We start from the raw sequence: 20,925 nt of genomic DNA on the forward strand, positions 1-20,925 counted from the left end.
GAAAAACTTATGCTTCGAGCATTTCAAATAACATAATAGTAAGAAGCGATCGCCCATCAACCACCTCTACTACAAAATAAAAAAGACAGGCTGTTGCCTGCCTAAAAAGTATTGATTTATCAGAGATGTTAGAAATTCATTTCGGCAGCTTGGACTTTTTCCACCTGCTTCTTCTTCAGAACTAGCATGACTTGCGCTAACATCACCAAAGCAACGAAAGCAATCAACCAGCCAACTCTATTGGCATCTTGAAGAACGATTTCTGCGTCTTTTTGACCGAAACCACCAACGTTGGGGTTACTTGTCAAAGCATCGCCAGTTGTAACAGCTTGTCCTTCAGAAACAATCAAGTCTGGACCTGCGGGTACGGTATCGCTAACAACCTCACCAGACTCAGTTTTGATGTCTACTAGATATTTAACAGTACCGTCTTCGCCTTCTTGTTTGGCAATCTTGCTGATTGTGCCAGTAGCAGAGGCGTTATAAACGTTGTTATTGCTCTTTTCGCCTGTGGGGTAAACTTGTCCACGTCCTCTATTACCACCGACATGAACTGCATACTTACCGAAGTGAATGTTCTTGTCGTTGGCAGGGTTGGGAGAAAGAACGGGGAAGACAATTTCCTGATACTGTTCACCGGGTAAAGGCCCAACGATGACGATATTTTCTTTATCTTCGCCGTAGGGTTGGTAGAAGAGATCACCGATTTCTTCCTTGATATCTTCAGGAATGCGTTCTGGAGGGGCAATCTTGAAGCCTTCGGGTAACATCAGTACAGCACCGACGTTTAAGCCGACTTTAGAGCCGTCAGCACCAACTTGTTGAACGTTGGTATCGTAGGGAATTTTAACAACAGCTTTAAATACGGTGTCGGGAAGTACAGATTGAGGAACTTCTACTTCTGTGGGCTTTGCTGCTAGGTGACAGTTGGCGCAAACAATTCTACCTGTAGGTTCGCGGGGGGTTTCAGGATAGGTTTGCTGCGCCCAGAAGGGATATGCAGCAGCAGACTGGGGAAGGGCAATGTCGCTGGTGAAGAAAAACGTCACGCTGGCGATCGCTACGAGCAATGTTTTTAGCATCGCTCTAGCACTGCGAGTTAACCTCGCTGTTGTACAAGCATTTCTCATCTCAATAAGGGCAACGATTAGATTTAGTCAAGGTCAAGAGTCAATAGTCATTAGTCAATAGTCATTGGTCATTAGTCAATAGTCCTTAGTTTTTACTATGGACTATGGACTATGGACTATTGACTAAAATTTAAGCCCACCAAGGTTCTTCGTTGGTGCGGAAGTCGGTTTCTGTCCAGGTAGTTAAAACGATTTTGTCGTTTTCAGCTTTGGCGTGGCTTAAAGCTAGGGATCTAGGTGCTGGGCCACGAACTACCTTACCAGTTGCATCGTATTGGGAACCGTGGCAAGGGCATTTGAATTTGTTTTCTGCCGCGTTCCAGGGAACGACGCAGCCCAAGTGGGTGCAAACGGCATTGATGCCGTAATCGGTAATCGCTTCTTTGCTTTCTACCACAATATAAGTTGGGTCGCCCTTGAGTCCTTGAACTAGAGTGCGATCGCCTACATTATGGCTTTCTAGAAACTTGCTGACGCTAACATCGTTGCCCAGCTCGTCTTTTGCTGTGGTTCCGCCACCAGCGCCACCCGTTGCTGGGGGAATGAAGTAATTGACCACGGGGTACAATACGCCCAAAGCCACGCCAGTAACAGTTCCAAAAGTTAGCAGGTTCATGAATTGACGTCTCCCCATATCGGGAACGTCCACTGATTCAGAAAATTGAGCCATAATCTACGCGCTCTTCGTGTATTTTGTTAAGCAGCATTAGACAAGAGCGCTAAAATACTTGAGCCACTCCTGTCTGAGTTGAAATGCTAACCTTTGTCCCAATGCTGTTAATCTTGATTTCAAGATATATCTAGCATCTTTTCTGTTAGCATTACATTTCTTTATATCCTTATCATACTTGAGTTACGGAACTTAACGTCATAACTAAATGTAAAATCTGGCTGAGAAAACTATGACAGGACAGGAATTACACCAACTATTGCTGGATAAATGGGGACATTCTTATGATGTGCAGTTTCGGCGCACACAAGGCAAAATATTTTTGCAGATTATGTGGAAATACTTAGAGCAAGCCTCATTTCCGATGAATGAGGCAGAATATCAAGAACATCTCGATAGTGTTGCTAATTACCTTCTTGCCTTGGGTAGTTCAGCACAAGTAAAAACATATATCACCCAAACAAAAGAGCGTCCTCGCCTTGGTAAAGCTGTTAGCATACCTCTAGATTTGGGCGAACGCTCTTCTGAATGGATTCTATAAACTTTCTATCTAGTCATTATCTACAATAAATTTTTATAATTTAATGTATAACCTATAAAATTCTTTTACCCAAAGGTACATTTCTATCCGGTTGAATTAGCACGACTGCATCATCGTCTAAAACTACACCCAACACCAAAACTTCAGACATAAAATCAGCTATTTGGCGTGGAGGAAAATTAGTTACGGCTAATACTAATTTGTTAACAATCTCGTCTGGTTGATAAAGTTTTGTGATTTGGGCGCTAGATTTTTTCATACCCAAATCACCAAAATCTATCCACAGTTTGTAGGCTGGTTTTCTTGCTTTAGTAAATACTTCTGCTTTGGTAATTTTGCCAACCCGAATTTCGACTTTTTCAAAGTCTTCATAACTGATTTGCATAGTTTATGTTACTTACCAGTTAACTTAACTAAAGCAATACCACCAAAGTAAAGAGTCAGCACCGCACCAGCTAGAAGACTTTGTGTTAAAGGGTCAGTGGAAGGCGTAAGCACAGCACCCAAAACCACGGCAGCCATAATTACAAATCGCCAACCAGAAACCATGCGTTCTGAGGAAACAATGCCTAAATTAGCCAGTAAAAGCTGGATTATCGGCACTTGAAAGGCTAAACCAGTGCTAAATAAAAGCAACAATACAAACTCAAAATATTTATCAATAGACCAGAGTTGTTCTACTACATCCGCACCGTAGCTAATGAAGAAATTCAAAGCGGCGGGAATGAGTAATAAATAGGCGAAAACTAAACCACCCACGAACAAAACACTTGAGCCTAAAACCACTGGCCCTAACAAGCGACGTTCGCGGCGAGTCAGTCCGGGGAGAACAAATAAAATAATTTGGTAGAGGATAAAGGGGGTAGAAAGCAACAACCCACTGTAGCCAGCTACTTTGACAGAGACAAAGAAATACTCTCCGGGCGCTAGTTGAAGAAATTTAACTCCTTGGGCGGGAACTTCTAGAAGCTGCACAATTCGCTTGACGGCGAAGAAACAACCAACAACACTCACTGCAACAGCAATTAACGAATAAAAGATACGCTGTCTTAACTCTTCTAGGTGGTCGAATAGAGACATTTCGACTTCACCCGGCAACTCATCTTCGAGGGAATCAATATCTGAGTTGCCATATCCTTCTGTCTCAATCTCAGGAGTTTGAATTGTATCTACTTCTTTTGAAGGGGTCATGGCTGGGGTGGTAGGCAACATTTGCTAACTATTGTATCTGGGGAAGCAGCTACCACCACAAGATTGACCCATACAAAACAAAAATCCTCGTTGTGGGTAAGCAACTGATAAATATGTCAGAATATAGAAGTATAGGGGAATTAATCTACTATTGACCGTACTAATTTTAGATTTTAAATTTTGGATTTTGGATTATTTTTGGTTCAAGCCCTGCCCCTGGTGGGCGGAAAAAATCGCGGAATCGTCAATCCAAAATCTCCAAGCTGCATCCCCTTGTGGATGCAGTCAATCCAAAATCTAAAATTGTTTGACTCTACACTTGGGACAGATATTTGCCCCGTTATGCTAGATATACCCTGCTTGCGTATCAGCAGGAAAAAATTGATGCACAGATTTTTGCCAGTAGTAGCATTGCATACATCGATATTTCATTAATAGTACAACGATTACTTTTAGAATTTCTTCTCATCAGGCTGCATCTACAAAATAAGTGATCAGTTCGCTCACCATTGGCGAACATAAGTTGTTTGCTGAGGTTATGATGAAAAGGAGAATTTGGATTAGTTTTTTGGCATTACCTATTTACTTTTACAATGCCGAAATAAATGCTGTAATGAGCCGTGAGGTAGAAAGCGTTATCAATCCATTTTTGAGTACAACTGCTTTCGTTGCTAATAGTCAAAATGTTCAATCAGAGATAATGCCGTGGCAAATGTCGGCCAGGGATGAACAGACAGGTGAATGCTTGCGTCAGCGTAAATGTAAAGATTAATGTAAATTTGTATCTAAAGGTAGCTATTGAAAGTATATAATTCATGCGCGAATTTTATGAAGTCTGCTGAATAATTAAAGTAATTGGGCTTTATATAAACAAATAAACGTCTAGTGAATAACTAGACGCTATTAAAAACAGAATAATATTAAACTGCTAACTTTTTCTGTGGTTTCGATGTTTGAGAAACTAACATAACACCAGCTAGTGCTAAGATGCCAAAAGTAGTAGAAGCTTCTGGAACTCTTCGGCGAACACTTACTTTCTTTTCACCATAGTATTGTACTTGAGCAGTAATTTTTGCCAATGTACTAATGTCAGATGAAACGTTACCACCATTAGCACTGACATTTGTTTCAATATTAGTAAAGGGAAGGAAACTATAAGTTCCCGTTTTTCCTAAGAATTTAGAAATTTCGGCGATACTAGTAAACTCCTTAGTAATGGTTGTAGATGTGGTAAAAGTGTCTATGTCGATAGTTTTATTGGCTCCTACGGAGTAAGACTTATTGATGAGGAACTGAGGAGTAGAGAAGACAGCAAAAGGATCTAATCCTATATCTGTCTGAATGTCGAACTGTTTTAACTCACTCTTCACAGTAACTGACCGAGAACTTCTAGTTTTGTTAGTCACTGTTCCCTCAGTCGTGAGTTCAGCTTTTAGACTCAAAACTATCTTGTCTATTATTGTTTCCTCTTTTTCAGAATCGTACTTGTTGAACGTGAGCTTATCTGTACCATCAAGATCAGTAAAGTCTGAAAAGATGACTTCAGGTGTAGTAGACAAGAGTGTTGAAGCATGAGCCTTCGGTGCTAGTACCAATGTGGCTAGCGGAACCATAGCTGTTACTCCAGCAACTTTTAGAACACGAGATAGGGATTTTGTCAGCATTGTCATGAGTTTAGTTTTTTGTTACGTACCAGAAATTAATCAGCAGGGAGATGAGGAATTGATAGTTATTTCCTGCCATTTACCTTCGTTATCAGATGATTGTTAAGGGATGAAGTAAATACGGAGGTATAATTCCAGCTACGAAGTTAAGTGTTAGTCTTTCTGCGTAAAAAGTAGTATTTTCACGTAGTGAAAACAAGACTATTAAATTACTTTAAAGATAAAAAAGCAAGTACCTAAGTAATTCCTCTATCAAAACTTCATTACTAGGTTGTAATAACTTCAAATAAACTGCGTATTAGCAAGCTTGAAGCAGCATTTTTGTGAGATGATATTAGGTATAAAAATAGTTAAAATTGCACTCTTGCCCAACTTATGGGTTATAGCAGGAGCAGGAAGTAAAATCTTACTAATCCTTGCATTCAAGCATTATCTACAATGTTCTGCTCCCTCATAAACCGCTAAAAAAGGGGGGTTATGAGGGAATATAAAGTCCACGGCAGTTACTCGATTGTCGGTAGAGTACTCTAACCACTGGTGAGGATGAAATAGAGTTTAATTGCAATCTCAATCAAAAAAGATGAGACTGGCCAAAATCCCACTTGTCCAAAATTACGATTAGGAAGTTTATCTTTTCAGAAAGCGCTGACGCATCCGCACGACAAAAGTATTAACTTCTGGTATTTTCATGAGTGAGGCGATCGCAGCAAACACCGCAATTCCCACGAAGCCAGATATACACAATTGTAAAATTAGAATTAATAAACCTTCTTTACCTAACAATTGCTGAGAAACTACCAAGGTAGCAAAACTAGCAATACCTGATACCACACTACCAGCAATTAAACCAAGGATTGGTACGCCCCACTCCCGCCAAGGTATCCCGTTGAGGCGGCGGTCAAGTATAAATAAGAGCATGAGCATCGAGCTACAATTGACACTCACTGTAGCTAACACCAAACCAGGAGCGCCAAACGGTTTCACGAAAAACCAATCTAATAAAGCATTGAGGAGGATGTTAAAAATGCTAATGCGGAAAGGTGTCTGCCCATCTCCTAAAGCGTAAAATACTCTTACTAAGACATCCCGCCCTAAATAAGCAAACATGCCAATACCGTAAGAAACCAGCAGGGATGAAACTAACTGTGTAGCATCTTGTTTAAATGCACCACGTTCATAAACCACCTGAACAATCGGCACTGATAAAGTTACTAACAATGCCCCCAAGGGAAGCATCGTTACAGCCGTAAGTAATAATCCTTGACGAATGCGTAATTTTAAATCTGGCCAGTTTTCTGGTTCCGCTAGTTTGGCGAAGATGGGTAATAAAGGCAACAATATAATATTAGAAATAATTCCTAAAGGTGTTTGTACAAGGAGATTGGCGTAGTTAAAACCAGCCGCAGCACCAGGAATTGGACTGGCAAAGTATAAGTCTGTAGCAACGTTAATCGGCATCATCCCAGAAGAAATCGTGGCTGGTGTCATCACTCTAATGACTTCCTGAACTCCAGGAGATTGAAAGTCAAATCTCAACCGTAATGTACCAAGTCCTAAGCGCCATTGCACAATTAACTGCACTAACCATTGGAGAATTGCCCCACCCAAGGTTCCCCAAGCCAACACCATACCACCGATAAAAGCATATTCTGGCTTGACGATATCTTTGCCTAATTGCATAGCCATGACACCTATACCGATAACAACTGTCACGCTGGATAATAGGGGGCTGATGGAGAGTAGCCAATATTGATTAGCGGCGTTAAGTGTACCGAAACCGATGCCGATTAAGCCAGAGAATAAAGCCATCGGGGCCATAATTTGAATTTGTTGAATGGCGATCGCTCGCGTCTTCTCCTGCAAACCATGACCAACAATATCTACAATATTATCTGCCAAGAAAATCTGGGCTACCGTTACTAACAGCAATATTCCCCCCACCAAGGTAGTCACAGTTTCTACTAGGGGTGCGGCTTCTTCTTGCTTGCGCTTGGCTAAAACGCTCACCACTGCACTATGTAACGGCCCATTAACCCCGCCCAGTAGTACCAATAGAAAACCAGGGATGATGTAGGCATAGCTGTAGGCAGTAGCAGCCGCACCCACACCGAAAGCAGCTGCGATCGCTTGCTGCCTTACCAAACCGAAAATTTTACTAATTAAAGTGGCTGCGGCAACAATGCCAGCAATCCCAGCGAAGGAACGAGAGGTTTTTTGCTCTTGATTAGTCACGAATATTTCCCGACAACTCTTGCAGAGTGCATACACCTGAAAACATTAACTCGAAATCTGGCGATCTGTCAGGTAAATTTTTTCTAACCAGCATTGGCAGTAGGTGGAAATCTTACCTCATACTTGGTTACAGCTAGGGCGATCGCTTTTTCTAGCTCGTCAGGGCCTATTTTACCCAATAGACTAAGTTTTTCTTTGTCGCTGCTTGGGTGTACTAGTTGTCCTGCTTCTATAAAAAACCGTTCACCGCCAGATGGGGTTATCCAAGCAAGAAATTTAGCAGGCTTTAAACCAATATTTTTAAAACTATGGAATTGACCTCTGGAGATATGAATAAAAGTTCCTGGGGTAGCAAATATAGTCTTTTCATCAATTTGGTACTCAACTTCCCCATCCAGAACGTAATGTACTTCGTCCATTTCATCATGAAGGTGAGGGGGTATAAAGCCTTGAGGCTGCATTAGTACTTCAATTAACCCATACGCACCGTTTGTCTTTTCCCCTGTAGCCAGAATCGTGTATAAATCCCCAAGTACCAAGTATGTCTCACCATTACCTGGTTGAATTACTATGCCTGTCATTTCTACAAACCTTTTGAATACAAGTAAGTTGATTACCCATTATTTATCAGGGATTTTTTCCATATTTATGAGAGAAATACTTAAAAGTATATTTTCCTTAGTTTGCGAAATCTTGGCAGCACTTGGGAATTTTGCTAATATCATAGTTAGTGCGGGTGACTAGCTCAACGGTAGAGCAGTAGACTCTTAATCTATTGGTTGCGGGTTCAAATCCCTCGTCACCCACTAATTTCAGGCTTGGCATTCAAAACATTGACAAAATTTTGCCTAAACTGAGCAATTATCTCTCCTCAATAGCGCAGTTTTTAGGGCAGAAATAGGTTTTATCCACAAATTGAGTCAAAAGCTAGAGCGAGCAAACTACTCACTTTGAGCTTGGTCAAGGATAGATTAGGGTGAAATATACCTAATATGTTAATTAGATATATCCTATCTATGGTCTATGGCACAAAAGTGGCTATCAATTATTGGTATTGGTGAAGATGGATTACCAGGTTTAAGTGTGATCGCACAATCTCTACTGGCTCAAGCTGATATCATTGTCGGCGGCGATCGCCATCTATCAATGTTACCCCCAAACGATCAGCGAGAAAAAATCCTCTGGGCTTCTCCTATCAGTAACTCAGTAGAAGAAATTATCAATCGTCGAGGTCAATCTGTATGTGTGTTAGCAAGTGGTGATCCTTTATGTTACGGCATTGGTGTTACCCTGACGCGACGCATACCCATATCCGAAATTACCATTATCCCTGCACCTTCATCTTTTAGCCTCGCCTGCGCCAGATTAGGATGGTCTTTAACTGAGGTAGAAACCCTAAGTTTATGCGGTCGTCCCTCGGCTTTAGTGCAATCTTATATATATCCTGGTGGGCGGTTATTGATTTTGAGTGAGGGTAAAAATACACCCGGTATTGTCGCGGAAATTCTTACACAGCGTGGTTTTGGTAATAGCCAGATCACCGTGTTGGAACGAATGGGTGGCATTCATGAAAGGATATTAACAAGTACAGCCGCATCTTGGCAGGAAACAGAAATTGCAGACTTGAATGCGATCGCCATTCATTGTATTGCTGATGCTGACGTTACACCATTACCCAGGATACCAGGATTACCAGATAACGTTTATCAACACGATGGACAACTTACCAAACGGGAAGTTAGAGCCTTTACCCTATCAACATTAGCACCCACCCCCGGAGAATTACTTTGGGATGTAGGCGCGGGTTGTGGTTCCATATCCATAGAATGGATGCGGACTCATCCCCGATGTAGTGCGATCGCCATCGAACAAAACGCCACTAGACTTCAATACATTGCAGATAACGCCGCCGCATTAGGCACACCCAACCTCAAAATCATCTCAGGAAAAGCACCTTCAGCCTTACAAGATTTACCTACACCCGATGCCATCTTTATCGGTGGTGGAGTTACAGCAGACGGCTTATTTGATATTTGTTGGCAAGCATTACGCCCTGGTGGCAGACTAGTTGCTAATGTCGTCACAATAGAAGGTGAACAAACCTTATTTCAATGGTATGAAAAAGTAGGGGGCAATTTTACCCGTATTGCCATTCAACGAGCAGAACCAATTGGCAAATTCTTAGGCTGGCGTGCAATGGCTCCCGTAACTCAATGGGTAGTAACGAAGAGTCAACAGTCAACAGTCAACAGTCCATAGTCCATAGTTCTTCTCCCCTGCTCCTCTGCTTCCCTACTCCCCACTCCCCACTCCCTACTCCCTTCTCCTCAATTACAAACCGTTAAACTTCATTGCGAAGTAACAAGCAGAGTGAAACAACATGATAAGTTTTGATAATGTAAAGCAATTGTCTAGAGGATAAGGAGAATACGGTGGCAATCGAATCAAACTTACTAAACGGCACAGTTCTACCAAAAGAAGACATTAGTGAATATGTTGCCCACCTCCAGCTACACATGACTTTACAAGCAAGGAATCTGGTTCCGACCTTACAACAAACCATACAAGACAGTAGACAACAATTGCTGCATCAAACCCAAGCCAATTTTGAAAAGCAGGTTTCTCGGCAAGGTTTATAATATAGATAAAAATAGATATTTAACGAAAAAGCAAATAAAATGAAAGCGGATGTTGTCGGTTTCACCTTGAAAGTGTTACCTACAAGTCTGCTTTTTCTAATTTTCCAGCCTTTAGTTATAAAAATCACTCTCTGGGTGCAAGAGTAAAGCGCATAAAACCGTTAAAATTGTTCCAGAAGCTCTTCCGTTCAATCCGTTAAGGCTAAATGACAGCCCAAAACAAAATGACTTCACTACTTCCTCGCAATCTCAGCGTTGTCATCCGGCCAGTCCATTACCGGGATCTGGACGGAATCGAGCGGATATCTCAAGAATCATTTGCCGCCCACACCCCGCAAGGAGCTAGTTCTATTGCCAATCAAATGCAATGGCTGCGTCGCTGGTATGGGTTACTCAAAGTTTTGAGTTGGTTTCCTAACCCGCTACAGTATCGTTTCTGTGCTTACGTAGCCGAACAGGAGCGGATGTTTTTAGGAATGATTCAAGTTTCGCCGTTCAACCGGACACGCAGTACTTGGCGAGTTGATCGGGTAGTGTTGGATCGGTCTGTTGATAAGCAAGGTATCGGCTCACAACTGCTACGTCATTGTTTTGAAGCGATTGTAGAAGCCCGGACTTGGTTATTAGAAGTTAATGTCAACGATATGGAAGCCTTGGCACTTTATCGGCAAAATGGGTTTCAGCGTTTGGCAGAAATGACCTACTGGGAAATTGACCCCGAATTATTAAGAGAATTAGCGCAAGCAGAGCCAGATTTGCCTAATCTCCTGCCAGTAAGTAATGCTGATGCACAGTTGTTGTATCAATTAGATACAGCATCAATGCCGCCGTTGGTACGCCAAGTATTTGATCGCAACACCCGCGATTTTAAAACCAGTTTGTTTGGCGCAATCAGAGATGCCATCAAACAATGGATAACGAAAATAGAAGTAGTCAGTGGTTACGTATTTGAACCACAACGCAAAGCGGCGATCGGTTATTTTCAAGTACAGTTAGACCGCAAAGGTGAAACTCCCCACGTTGCCACTTTGACAGTTCATCCTGCCTACACTTGGCTATATCCAGAATTACTTTCTCAGTTAGCACGCATTGCTCAAGATTTCCCCCAACAAGGTTTACAACTAGCCTCCTCTGACTACCAACCAGAGCGAGAAGAATATTTAGAGCGTATTGGTGCAAAGCGCATAGAACACACACTAATTATGTCCCGCTCAGTTTGGCACAAACTGCGGGAGTCGAAATTTGTCTCCTTAGAGGGTATTCAATGGACTGATGTTCTACAAGGACTACAGCCAGTACGTAAACCCATACCAGGGGGGATGTCATGGGTAAACCCCAGACAACAATCATCCCCAGATATTCCTGTACCCAACCAATCAGAGCCTATGGCTTTTGGTGTAAAAGAAGCCATCACTCAGCAAGAGCCAGTGGATGAGACTAGGGACAGTTGACAGTTGACAGTGAACAGTGTGGAAATAACCTGATAACTGACTATGGACTAATGACTAATGACTAATGACTAATGACTAAATATATTTCAGCTTTGGGATTAGATGTGGGACGTAAGCGGGTTGGTGTAGCTGGGTGCGATCGCACTGGGTTGATCGCTACAGGAATTACCACCGTTGAGCGCACATCTTTTGAGCGGGATGTTCAGCAGATACAAGATATAGTAAATGAGCGCCAGGTAGAAGTTCTGGTTGTGGGTTTACCATATTCAATGGACGGTTCTATCGGGTTTCAGGCTCGTCAAGTCCAAAAGTTTGCGACAAGGCTGGCTAAGGCTTTACAGCTACCCGTGGAATATGTTGATGAACGGCTGACATCTTTTCAAGCAGAACAAATGCTCATAGCTGAAAATCGTTCGCCATCACGCAATAAAGGCTTAATTGATCGCAAAGCCGCCGCATTGATTTTGCAGCAGTGGTTGGATACTAGGCGAACTAATGCTCAGAGTTCGGCGGTAGCAGTAGAGTATTGATACCTTTGAACATGATATTCTGAAATCTGTTACATAGCAGTTGTATCTAAGTCTAAAGCTATTTGCTTGACACATTTGTCATTCAAGAGTGTGGCTATTTAACATCTGCTGGTACTTATAAAGTCTCATACCTTGGCTATGTTTTCCTCCCCATTTTCTGAAGATAACGACCATGCTCCAACGGGTTCCATCACCTTGACGGATGAAAAAGGGCGATCGCTGGAATGCTATGTAGAACATTCGCTCACAGTGGATGACCAAGAATACGTTTTACTGCTTCCTGTCGATTCACCCATAGAAATTTTCGCTTGGGAAGGTGACGACGAAGACGAAGAAGCAATCCTTGTAGAATTTGATGATGCTGTTATTGACGACATTTTTGCCACGGCTCAAGCTGTCCTAGCAGAGCAAAACTTGGTACTCAAACAAACCGCCTATGCTTTGACAGTAGCAGGTGATTTGCCTCCGGTGGAAGAATCAGAGCTATTTACTCTCGAAATTGAAGACGATGCGGCTGATTTAGAACCAGAGCAACTCCAGTTACTTGCTAACTTCTATCACGATGACCAGGAGTATGCAATTTATACACCTCTTGATCCACTGTTATTTTTCGCCAAAATAACAAAGACTGGCGAACCGGTTCTCCTCTCTCCAGAAGAGTTTCGCAAAGTGCAACCCCTATTAGAAGAACAACTTTTTAATGAAGTTGAATAACATCAAAAGTTTTCAATAAAAAATTAAAAATATCAAGTTTTAATTTTTGATTTGAGGATTTTAAATTATAGTTAGTTGCACCATAGTCAATTTGATGCCAAGGATCAAGCCGTTCTATTAACTATTGGTTAGCTAACTTTGTGGTTAAGTTACGACGGTAATCAATATACATTTAACAAAATGCCAAAATCTCAAAATTCGTAGGTTTTGGCATTTTAAATTCTCTACATGTAGCCTTGCTTTCACTATTTGAAGTTAAACGCAAGAATTGAGTATCATAAAAATTCACTATTAAAAATAGTTCTCGATCCAAAATTCTATGACTTGGAATAAGTTCTTACAGCCTGATTTAATCTTGGCGGGTTCAGTATTAAACCTCACACCAGATATTATTCAACATTACAACCTCAAAGGTTTGGTGTTGGATGTGGATGAAACTTTAGTACCCATTACAGTAGGAGACGCTTCACCAGAACTGAAAGAATGGGTAGAGCAGATTCGCAGCCATACGGCGCTGTGGTTGGTAAGCAATAACTTAAGTGAACCGCGTATTGGTGGTATTGCTCGTTCCTTAAACATACCTTACTACTTGGGTGCAGCTAAACCCTCACGGCGGAAAATTAGAGCCGCCCTACAAGCAATGAATTTACCAGTTGAGCAAGTGGGTATGGTAGGCGATCGCTTATTTACCGATGTCTTAGCAGGTAATCGTTTAGGTATGTTTACCATTTTGGTAGAGCCAATCGTCCATCCTGATGCAGCTTTGCGTTCCCATCCCATCCGCAATTTTGAGGTTTGGTTTTCGGAGATTTTAGGAGCCACAATTAACCCTGAACACACAAAGAGTTACAACAAGTAATAATTCTTAAACAAATAAAATCTAAAGAAATAATTAAAAAAGACCATGAACAGCCAAAATTCGGAGAACATTATTGTTGATAATATGGGGTCAACAAAAAAAGACCCTAGCAATAATAAATACATATAAACCAGTAAAGCGCCAGCCTTCACCTATAGAAGCTCTGGCGCTTTACAATTTATTAATTAGTCAATAGTCCATAGTCCAAGCTAAAAACTGCTGACTATTGACTATTGACTATTGACCATTGACAACAGACTAATGACCAAAACAATCGTCGTCAAAATTGGTACTTCTAGCCTGACGCAACCGGAAACAGGACAATTGGCGCTTTCTACCATTGCTACTTTAGCAGAGACGCTTTCTTATTTAAGACAGCAAGGTAATCGCGTGATTTTAGTTTCTTCTGGTGCTGTGGGTGTGGGTTGTGCGCGTTTGGGTTTAACAGAACGTCCCAAAGCGATCGCTCTTAAACAAGCGGTAGCCGCAGTTGGTCAAGGCCGTTTAATGCGCGTATATGACGATTTATTTACCACCTTACAACAACCAATCGCCCAAGTATTGTTAACCCGGAGTGATTTGGTACAACGCAGCCGTTATTTGAATGTGTATAACACCTTTCAAGAACTACTAGCGTTGGGAGTAATTCCTGTAGTTAATGAGAATGATACAGTCGCCGTAGACGAACTGAAATTTGGTGATAATGATACCCTCTCTGCATTGGTTGCTAGTCTTGTCGAGGCTGACTGGCTATTTTTACTCACCGATGTAGACAGATTATATTCCGCCGACCCCCGCTCTGTTCCCGATGCTCGACCGATATCATTAGTAACTAGCATCAAAGAATTAGCAGACTTACAGGTGCAAACAGGAACGCAAGGTTCTGGTTGGGGTACTGGCGGGATGATGACAAAAATTTCCGCCGCCAGAATAGCGATCGCGGCTGGGGTGCGTACTGTCATTACTCAAGGGAGATTTCCCCGCAATATTGAGAAAATCTTACAAGGGGAACTGATAGGAACTCATTTTCAACCCCAACCAGAACCAACTTCTGCCCGTAAACGGTGGATTGCTTATGGTTTAGTACCTGCTGGTAAATTATACTTAGATTCAGGAGCGATCGCGGCAATCGTCCAAGCAGGTAAATCTTTATTAGCAGCAGGAATCAAAACTGTTGAAGGCGATTTTGATACGCAAGATGCGGTGCAGTTATTAGATACTCAAGGTAATGAAATTGCTAGAGGTTTAGTAAACTATGGTAGCAGTGAGCTAGAAAAAATTTGCGGTCGTCATTCTAAAGATATTCCGGCAATACTAGGTTATGTAGGTGCAGAAACCGTCATTCATCGGGATAACTTAGTGCTGACTTAAAAAAGAAAAACCCCGGTATCTAACGGGGTTAATAGTACTTTAGCCGCAATGATCAACAATAAAAAACAATATAGACTGAATCTTTTAAATAAAAGGCAGGAAACCCTACCTTTATACAGAGCTTATCTTTTAGCCTGAATTTAATATTACATAGGCGTTTGGCATCAATATTACAATCTGATGAAATTTGTGTGTATCTTAGTAGAGCGAACACGCCCCTACATCCAGATGGAACAGACAACCTTGGTGCATAACTTCAGAATGATTTAACTACCACATAAATTAGGAATGCGATCGCATTCAGACATTCTTTGCTCCAAATATACTCTTTATGTTTACTCACTGTTGTTACTATATTGCACCCAACTGAGAACCGCTATAGATAAGGAAGAACTAACTAGGATACTGAGAAAGTACATAACAGAAATATAAAGTTAGTGGCGATATAGTCCTGTTACCTAACCAAGATAGTCCAAGATAAGGGGGAACGCTTATTAAAAGAACAGTCTGAGAATTAGCAAACTTATAGCCATAGCGCTGGGGAGATTAAAGGGCAACAGCAAATTAATACTCAGGCGATCGCTTGACACAGATGTTATAATATCCAAATAAAACTATGCTTTAATAGTTTTCACATTCACAAAACCTTGTGAATCAATATCTGGAGAGGTGTCCGAGTGGTTGATGGTGACGCACTCGAAATGCGTTAAGGATGCAAGTCCTTCGGGGGTTCAAATCCCCCCCTCTCCGTTTTTTCCTTACATAGCAAGCCTTTTAAATTAATCAGTGATTGGTTGAATTAGTTGAATTGGTTGAAGAAATGGTTGAATTGGTTGAACTTATAAAACCATTATCAATCTATAATTCAAACTAATTAGGGCTGGCTGAATAAGGGCGAAAGATAGCAGAATGAAGAGTTTCAGGGTCAGGAAAGAAAAATAAGGTGAAAAGAAAAAGGGTAAGATAAGTAAAAATCCTTGTAGCAAGTTGCGTTAAAATGTATCGAAGAGCGCAAAAGCAAGAAAAAGCAGCAGAAAACTTTGAACTACCCTTTGGGGGAAAACTAGCGTCAGATAACCGATGGGTAATCATGGCGAACATGATACCTTGGTCAAAATTTGAAGCAGAGTACGCAGAAATATTTTCAGCAAGAATGGGAGCGCCAGCCAAAACATTTAGAATGGCGTTGGGAGCATTAATAATTAAAGAAAAATTAGGAATAAGTGACAGAGAGACAGTAGAACAAATTCGGGAGAACCCGTATCTGCAATACTTTATAGGAATGTCAGCATATAGTAATGAATCTGCATTTGACCCGTCAATGCTAGTTCATTTTAGAGAAAGGATAGATATAGAATTAGTCAATAAAATCAATCAAGAAATAGTCAGGAAGATGTTAGAAAATAAACAGGAGGTAGAAGTAAGAGCAAAAAAGCCAGAGGTCGAGGATTCAAAAAGTAAGCCAGCCAATAGAGGAAAATTAATATTAGATGCTAGTTGTGCGCCAGCAGACATAAGTTATCCGACAGATTTAGGATTATTAAATCAAGCCAGAAAGCAAACAGAAACAATCATAGATACATTATATAAGTCCTTATTAGTAAGAAATATCAACAAACCAAGAACCTACAGAAACAAAGCAAGAAAGGATTATTTAGCAGTAGCCAAGAAAAGAAAACCAACAGTTAAAGAAAGAAGGAAAGCTATCAGAAAGCAACTGCAATATATCAACAGAAATTTAACTCATATTCAGCAGCTAATAAATTTAGGTGCGTCACTATTAAAACTGAGCAACAGTCAATATAAGATGTTGCTAGTAGTAGCAGAAGTTTATCGTCAACAGTTATGGTTATATGAAAATCAAAAAATTAGTATACAAGACCGCATTGTCAGTTTAAACCAACCACACATTCGTCCGATTATCCGAGGTAAAGCCGGGAGAACAGTAGAGTTTGGGGCTAAGTTTTCAGCTAGTTACTATGATGGCTATGTATTTTTAGACCATATTAGTTGGGACAACTTTAACGAATCAGGAGACTTAAAATCACAAGTAGAAGCATACAAAAACTACACCGGATATTATCCTGAATCAGTTCATGTTGATAAGATTTATCGGACGAGGGAGAATCGAGCTTGGTGTCAAGAAAGGGGAATTAGAATTAGTGGCCCACCACTAGGTAGACCCCCCCAAAATGTCAGCCCTGAAAAGAAGAAACAAGCCGCTTATGACGAAAGGATTCGTAATTGTATTGAGGGCAAGTTTGGACAAGGTAAACGAAGATTTAGCCTTGGTAGAGTTATGGCTAAACTTCCTCATACTTCTTTCACCGCTATTGCCATAACTTTTTTAGTTATGAATCTTTCTACTCTGCTATTACGGCTTTTTTGTGTATTTTTTTGCCTATTTTTCAAAACTGAGTCTTTTTTTACTTCTTCTATTATCGAAACTGATATTTCATTAAACCTTAAACAACAAAAACTTATCTTTTTTCTGGACTGACTACTTAATCAATTTTTCTCTTCCTTTGAAATGACTTTTTCAGCAAGCCCTAATTAATTATCTATACCCTTAACTCTCCTCTCTCCTCTGTGACCCTAACCATGAGAACTGAGGTTAAGGGCATATGTTCTTATCCTTTAGTGTTACCTGAAATTATCCAATAAGTTATCCAATAAATTTGGACAGTACAAAGATACTAAGATACTCCCTGAATAACCACCCTGGATGTTACGTAATCAAGTTTTGATTCTGTTACGTTATCAAATTAGGATAATGGAAAATAGCATGAATGCCATTTGCCGGGTTCGTCAAGTCCGGCTTAAGAAGTCCAGGTGGTTCATTTTTCGCCTCTCTTAATTGGTTTTGTAGTATTAGTGTAATATATGATTGAGATGGAAGACCTCACCCGATTGAGTGAGTTTTCATTAAAATTTTCGCGTTGGTAATTAAAAATATGAATTTATCTCACGCATAGCCGCATTCGCCGTCAGGCGTTCCGCTTGCGTTAGGCGCAAAGTTACAAAGAAACAGAAAGGTAGTTTTTGCATTTCATATTCTGATTGAGCAAGGTTAAAATTAGACGCTATACAGGAGTTGGTCTAAAAAGGTTTGACCTGCAACATCAAGATTATCGTTAAGTGCAAAGGTCAAGCTGCGTACTCGGATATTACCAACAAAAGCATTTAAGGGATGAGCTAAGGCTGTTGGGTAAACTAAAGTTACTTCTTGGCAATTTTTAGAAACAGCGTAAGCGACTACTTGAGCTATATCTTGAGATGATGGACTATCCGGGGCTTTATACTTTGTATCTATAATATATTTAGGTGTAAAAGTCGCAGTATCATATAGAATTAAATCTGTCTTAAAATAAATATTTTTTCCTATATTGATTCTTTCTTGAAACTTGAGATTGAAATTAGATTTTAGGTGAAACTTAAGCCATTCTGCTACAAACAGTTCATACAGACGATCCATATTGACTAGGAAGGGTAAAGTTGTTTTATTACCTGTCTCATGGCTGGGTGTAGTATTTTCTAAGAAAAATCGACACAGAGCATGGAGGATTTGATAATCTTCGTTAAGGCGATTGTATTGGCGTTGAATACAATCTTCTGCGGTATAAGTTTGTAGAGTTACTAACCCTTGTAGAGCATGATAAGCTTTTCGGACTATTGCTGATACTTTTTCAGAACACAAACCACTATATCCAATAATATGTAATGTCCAGGCAAGGATTTGATTTTCCGCGACATCAGCAGTGTGTTCTTCATAGTGACATTTAAGTTTTACTTCCCAAGATTTTTGAATTATTTGCTGCATATTTAGCTTGCCTCGCACATAGGTAAGCTTCTCAGTTTTAGGTAAGTAAGTGCGATATAATCCTTTACGGCATCGTTCTAAAACTTTCTGAGCTAATATGTAAGCAAGATTATTATAAAATCCTTCTAAAGATTCACAATTTATTTGCCCGTCAAGAAAACGAAAACTCTTTAAATTATAAGCATACTCCAGCATTGCGAAAAGGTTTGTAATAGAAACCTTGGGATTTATTTTTATAACTATATCTGAGCTTATAGGGATGTAACCTACCCATCCTTTGGCTTTTAAATACCATTTATTACGAGTTTTATAATTAGGAAAATCTACATCTACTTGTGTTTTATATTTCTCATACAGTTGGATTCCGTCCTCATCAGGTATATCATCACGCTCAAAGTATTTAGTTTCATATTCGGCAATTTCAATAATTTTTAAGCTCACTTGATTTATATATGTAAACGTTGAGAAATTTTGTCCCAGCGAAATTCATCTACCTTATCTAGCTGATTAAAAAAGTATTCTTCTAGATAAGGTTCGATTTCCATTTGCCAGATATCTTGGATGTCATCACGCAGATTATCCGTTATAAAAAAAGAAATACCGATTTCGTAGTTTTTATCTGCGATCGCCAGATTTAATTGCTGTAAAATTTTTATTAAATCTTCTACTGCGTAACCTGTTTTTAGGTGATATTGTCGAAGTACATCATAGTTTGGACGAAGTTCTATAAACGCGAAGCGACGACGTAGTGCATGATCTATTTGAGCAATAGACCTATCTGCTGTATTCATCGTACCAATAATGCGGACATTTTTCGGGATGCGGAAGGTGTTACCAGCAGCTAAGGGAATTTCTCTATCTCGGTACTCAAGTAAGTACATCAATTCACCAAACACCTGTGCAAGATTAGCACGATTTATTTCATCAATGATAAGAACACAGATGTCTAGGCGAGACTCAGCTTTTTTGCAAAATTCTAAAAATCTACCTGGAACTAGTGGATATGTCAGCCTACCGTCTTGGCTTTGAGGACGAATACCTTGAATAAAGTCTTCGTAAGAATATGCTGGGTGAAATTGCACCAATTCAGAAAAGCCATCACCACCACCAATTAAGTGTTTAGCAAGCTTTTCAGCTATATAGGTTTTCCCTGTTCCAGGTGAACCGTATAAAATTACTTGACCTTTACGATGAATTGTATTTATCCACGATTTTATTATTGTTTCGTTTAAAGTAGTTTCAGTACTTAGTTTACTAATAGGATATCTAGTGTTATGCTTAGGATATGAAAAAAAACGTACTAGCTTTTCCGCAGCATCCATAACTAACTCAATTTCTTCTAATGTTGCAGTATTGATTAATATTTTTTCATGAATTATAACACTATTACAATCATAGATATCATAAGAATTTTCATTCTCCATATTTAAATAAAGTTCTGTTAAAAATTCTATATTTTTTAACTCTAAAATATCATCTATTTCCTGTTTTAAATAATTATTATTTAACACCATACCATCTTCTGAAGATTGATATTCATCTTTCAATATTTCTGTCTCTTTCGATAAATATGTAAAAAAATATATTGGATCATCAATTTCTTCGTATATTAGTAATTCTATTTCTTGTCGATATTTATCTACTATATTTAAAAAATTTGAATTTATTTGTCTGTATCGACTAATCTGTTTATTTCTGTCACTAAAAATAGGCTCAAATAATTCTGGATAGGGATTGAAGTATTCAATAATGTGATAATAACTAGAGCTATCTATATTAATAATTTCTGTTAAATCTACTAAAGAAAGACCGCAATTATAGCAGTAAGAATCCTCCCAATCTTCAGAAACTTCAAATAAAAAACTAAAAAGTGCAAAAAATCGTAATACTACTTCGCAAAGTTCTAATCTGCTTGAGTAGGTTGCAAGTCCAGCATTGATTATTATTTCCCATGCTTGCCACATCCAATCTAAAGCTTCCCACTCATGCTTCAATCCAGACAGTGCGATTCTCACAGTGTAAGTTACATCACCCCAGCTTAATATTTTTGTATCATTCATATAACAAGTAATTTAAATATTATCTATATTGCAATATTGGCATATTCAGATTT

The 20,925-nt window shown here is 39.8% G+C and carries 19 protein-coding genes and 2 tRNA genes; 12 read left to right on the plus strand and 9 right to left on the minus strand.

Going from position 1 to position 20,925, the window contains the following annotated elements:
- Positions 1–128 precede the first annotated feature (128 nt).
- Together petA and petC are read right to left on the minus strand one after the other, a co-directional pair.
- Complete coding sequence (petA, locus tag NSMS1_RS13770) at positions 129–1,130, minus strand: cytochrome f (RefSeq protein WP_224094163.1); 1,002 nt, start codon at positions 1,128–1,130, stop codon at positions 129–131.
- Between the two features lie 130 nt (positions 1,131–1,260).
- Complete coding sequence (petC, locus tag NSMS1_RS13775; protein ID WP_224094165.1) at positions 1,261–1,800, minus strand: cytochrome b6-f complex iron-sulfur subunit; 540 nt, start codon at positions 1,798–1,800, stop codon at positions 1,261–1,263.
- A gap of 232 nt (positions 1,801–2,032) precedes the next feature.
- On the opposite strand from petC, the gene NSMS1_RS13780 reads away from it, so the two are divergent.
- Positions 2,033–2,341 (plus strand): DUF3067 family protein, encoded by a 309-nt coding sequence (locus NSMS1_RS13780; RefSeq protein WP_224094167.1) that lies wholly within the window; start codon positions 2,033–2,035, stop codon positions 2,339–2,341.
- A 52-nt stretch (positions 2,342–2,393) separates the two neighbouring features.
- Here NSMS1_RS13780 and NSMS1_RS13785 read toward each other — a convergent pair whose 3' ends face one another.
- Entirely contained in the window at positions 2,394–2,726 is a 333-nt protein-coding gene (locus tag NSMS1_RS13785; RefSeq protein WP_224094169.1) for a tRNA-binding protein, read from the minus strand.
- Between the two features lie 8 nt (positions 2,727–2,734).
- Positions 2,735–3,532 carry a twin-arginine translocase subunit TatC gene (gene tatC / locus NSMS1_RS13790; protein WP_224094171.1) on the minus strand — a complete coding sequence of 266 codons (798 nt, stop codon included), beginning with the start codon at positions 3,530–3,532 and terminating at the stop codon, positions 2,735–2,737.
- A 538-nt stretch (positions 3,533–4,070) separates the two neighbouring features.
- Between tatC and NSMS1_RS13795 the strand changes: the two genes are divergently transcribed.
- Positions 4,071–4,304, plus strand: coding sequence for a hypothetical protein (locus tag NSMS1_RS13795; protein WP_224094173.1), 234 nt, complete (start codon positions 4,071–4,073; stop codon positions 4,302–4,304).
- A 148-nt stretch (positions 4,305–4,452) separates the two neighbouring features.
- On the opposite strand, the gene NSMS1_RS13800 is transcribed toward NSMS1_RS13795, so the two are convergent.
- The 3 genes from NSMS1_RS13800 to NSMS1_RS13810 form a co-directional block, all read right to left on the minus strand.
- Positions 4,453–5,202 carry a choice-of-anchor E domain-containing protein gene (locus NSMS1_RS13800; protein ID WP_224094182.1) on the minus strand — a complete coding sequence of 250 codons (750 nt, stop codon included), beginning with the start codon at positions 5,200–5,202 and terminating at the stop codon, positions 4,453–4,455.
- A 621-nt stretch (positions 5,203–5,823) separates the two neighbouring features.
- The gene (gene murJ, locus NSMS1_RS13805) at positions 5,824–7,428 is read right to left on the minus strand and encodes a murein biosynthesis integral membrane protein MurJ (protein WP_224094184.1); all 1,605 of its coding nucleotides are present in this window, start codon (positions 7,426–7,428) and stop codon (positions 5,824–5,826) included.
- An 83-nt stretch (positions 7,429–7,511) separates the two neighbouring features.
- Positions 7,512–8,009 carry a cupin domain-containing protein gene (locus NSMS1_RS13810; RefSeq protein ID WP_224094186.1) on the minus strand — a complete coding sequence of 166 codons (498 nt, stop codon included), beginning with the start codon at positions 8,007–8,009 and terminating at the stop codon, positions 7,512–7,514.
- 153 nt (positions 8,010–8,162) lie between these two features.
- Here NSMS1_RS13810 and NSMS1_RS13815 point away from each other — a divergent pair.
- The 10 genes from NSMS1_RS13815 to NSMS1_RS13860 all read left to right on the plus strand — a co-directional run bounded on the left by NSMS1_RS13815 (position 8,163) and on the right by NSMS1_RS13860 (position 17,492).
- Positions 8,163–8,234: transfer RNA gene (locus tag NSMS1_RS13815), tRNA-Lys, on the plus strand.
- Between the two features lie 217 nt (positions 8,235–8,451).
- Complete coding sequence (gene cbiE / locus NSMS1_RS13820) at positions 8,452–9,687, plus strand: precorrin-6y C5,15-methyltransferase (decarboxylating) subunit CbiE (RefSeq protein WP_224094194.1); 1,236 nt, start codon at positions 8,452–8,454, stop codon at positions 9,685–9,687.
- A gap of 179 nt (positions 9,688–9,866) precedes the next feature.
- Positions 9,867–10,067, plus strand: coding sequence for a hypothetical protein (locus tag NSMS1_RS13825; protein WP_224095230.1), 201 nt, complete (start codon positions 9,867–9,869; stop codon positions 10,065–10,067).
- A 206-nt stretch (positions 10,068–10,273) separates the two neighbouring features.
- Positions 10,274–11,518 (plus strand): N-acetyltransferase family protein, encoded by a 1,245-nt coding sequence (locus NSMS1_RS13830; protein ID WP_411908680.1) that lies wholly within the window; start codon positions 10,274–10,276, stop codon positions 11,516–11,518.
- Between the two features lie 71 nt (positions 11,519–11,589).
- Positions 11,590–12,048 carry a Holliday junction resolvase RuvX gene (gene ruvX / locus NSMS1_RS13835; protein ID WP_224094218.1) on the plus strand — a complete coding sequence of 153 codons (459 nt, stop codon included), beginning with the start codon at positions 11,590–11,592 and terminating at the stop codon, positions 12,046–12,048.
- Positions 12,049–12,186: 138 nt separating this feature from the next.
- A complete protein-coding gene (locus NSMS1_RS13840; RefSeq protein WP_224094227.1) occupies positions 12,187–12,762 on the plus strand; it encodes a DUF3727 domain-containing protein in 576 nt (191 codons plus the stop codon).
- 319 nt (positions 12,763–13,081) lie between these two features.
- Complete coding sequence (locus NSMS1_RS13845) at positions 13,082–13,621, plus strand: YqeG family HAD IIIA-type phosphatase (protein ID WP_224094228.1); 540 nt, start codon at positions 13,082–13,084, stop codon at positions 13,619–13,621.
- A 261-nt stretch (positions 13,622–13,882) separates the two neighbouring features.
- Positions 13,883–14,992, plus strand: a complete 1,110-nt coding sequence (gene proB / locus NSMS1_RS13850) for a glutamate 5-kinase (protein WP_224094230.1) — start codon at positions 13,883–13,885, stop codon at positions 14,990–14,992.
- A 663-nt stretch (positions 14,993–15,655) separates the two neighbouring features.
- A tRNA-Ser gene (locus NSMS1_RS13855) sits at positions 15,656–15,742 on the plus strand.
- A 247-nt stretch (positions 15,743–15,989) separates the two neighbouring features.
- A complete protein-coding gene (locus NSMS1_RS13860) occupies positions 15,990–17,492 on the plus strand; it encodes an IS5 family transposase (RefSeq protein WP_224085439.1) in 1,503 nt (500 codons plus the stop codon).
- 576 nt (positions 17,493–18,068) lie between these two features.
- On the opposite strand, the gene NSMS1_RS13865 is transcribed toward NSMS1_RS13860, so the two are convergent.
- Both NSMS1_RS13865 and NSMS1_RS13870 read right to left on the minus strand, forming a co-directional pair.
- Positions 18,069–19,253, minus strand: a complete 1,185-nt coding sequence (locus NSMS1_RS13865) for an McrC family protein (RefSeq protein ID WP_224094232.1) — start codon at positions 19,251–19,253, stop codon at positions 18,069–18,071.
- A gap of 5 nt (positions 19,254–19,258) precedes the next feature.
- Entirely contained in the window at positions 19,259–20,872 is a 1,614-nt protein-coding gene (locus NSMS1_RS13870; protein ID WP_224094241.1) for an McrB family protein, read from the minus strand.
- Positions 20,873–20,925: the final 53 nt, after the last annotated feature.

This window comes from Nostoc sp. MS1 (genome assembly GCF_019976755.1).
In the GTDB taxonomy this organism is placed as follows: domain Bacteria; phylum Cyanobacteriota; class Cyanobacteriia; order Cyanobacteriales; family Nostocaceae; genus Trichormus.

Coding starts and splice junctions, on each gene's coding strand:
- petA (WP_224094163.1), bottom strand. CDS start 1,130: ATGAGAAATGCTTGTACAACAGCGAGGTTAACTCGCAGTGCTAGAGCG.
- petC (WP_224094165.1), bottom strand. CDS start 1,800: ATGGCTCAATTTTCTGAATCAGTGGACGTTCCCGATATGGGGAGACGT.
- NSMS1_RS13780 (WP_224094167.1), top strand. CDS start 2,033: ATGACAGGACAGGAATTACACCAACTATTGCTGGATAAATGGGGACAT.
- NSMS1_RS13785 (WP_224094169.1), bottom strand. CDS start 2,726: ATGCAAATCAGTTATGAAGACTTTGAAAAAGTCGAAATTCGGGTTGGC.
- tatC (WP_224094171.1), bottom strand. CDS start 3,532: ATGACCCCTTCAAAAGAAGTAGATACAATTCAAACTCCTGAGATTGAG.
- NSMS1_RS13795 (WP_224094173.1), top strand. CDS start 4,071: ATGATGAAAAGGAGAATTTGGATTAGTTTTTTGGCATTACCTATTTAC.
- NSMS1_RS13800 (WP_224094182.1), bottom strand. CDS start 5,202: ATGACAATGCTGACAAAATCCCTATCTCGTGTTCTAAAAGTTGCTGGA.
- NSMS1_RS13810 (WP_224094186.1), bottom strand. CDS start 8,009: ATGACAGGCATAGTAATTCAACCAGGTAATGGTGAGACATACTTGGTA.
- cbiE (WP_224094194.1), top strand. CDS start 8,452: ATGGCACAAAAGTGGCTATCAATTATTGGTATTGGTGAAGATGGATTA.
- NSMS1_RS13830 (WP_411908680.1), top strand. CDS start 10,274: ATGACAGCCCAAAACAAAATGACTTCACTACTTCCTCGCAATCTCAGC.
- ruvX (WP_224094218.1), top strand. CDS start 11,590: ATGACTAAATATATTTCAGCTTTGGGATTAGATGTGGGACGTAAGCGG.
- NSMS1_RS13840 (WP_224094227.1), top strand. CDS start 12,187: ATGTTTTCCTCCCCATTTTCTGAAGATAACGACCATGCTCCAACGGGT.
- NSMS1_RS13845 (WP_224094228.1), top strand. CDS start 13,082: ATGACTTGGAATAAGTTCTTACAGCCTGATTTAATCTTGGCGGGTTCA.
- proB (WP_224094230.1), top strand. CDS start 13,883: ATGACCAAAACAATCGTCGTCAAAATTGGTACTTCTAGCCTGACGCAA.
- NSMS1_RS13860 (WP_224085439.1), top strand. CDS start 15,990: ATGTATCGAAGAGCGCAAAAGCAAGAAAAAGCAGCAGAAAACTTTGAA.
- NSMS1_RS13870 (WP_224094241.1), bottom strand. CDS start 20,872: ATGAATGATACAAAAATATTAAGCTGGGGTGATGTAACTTACACTGTG.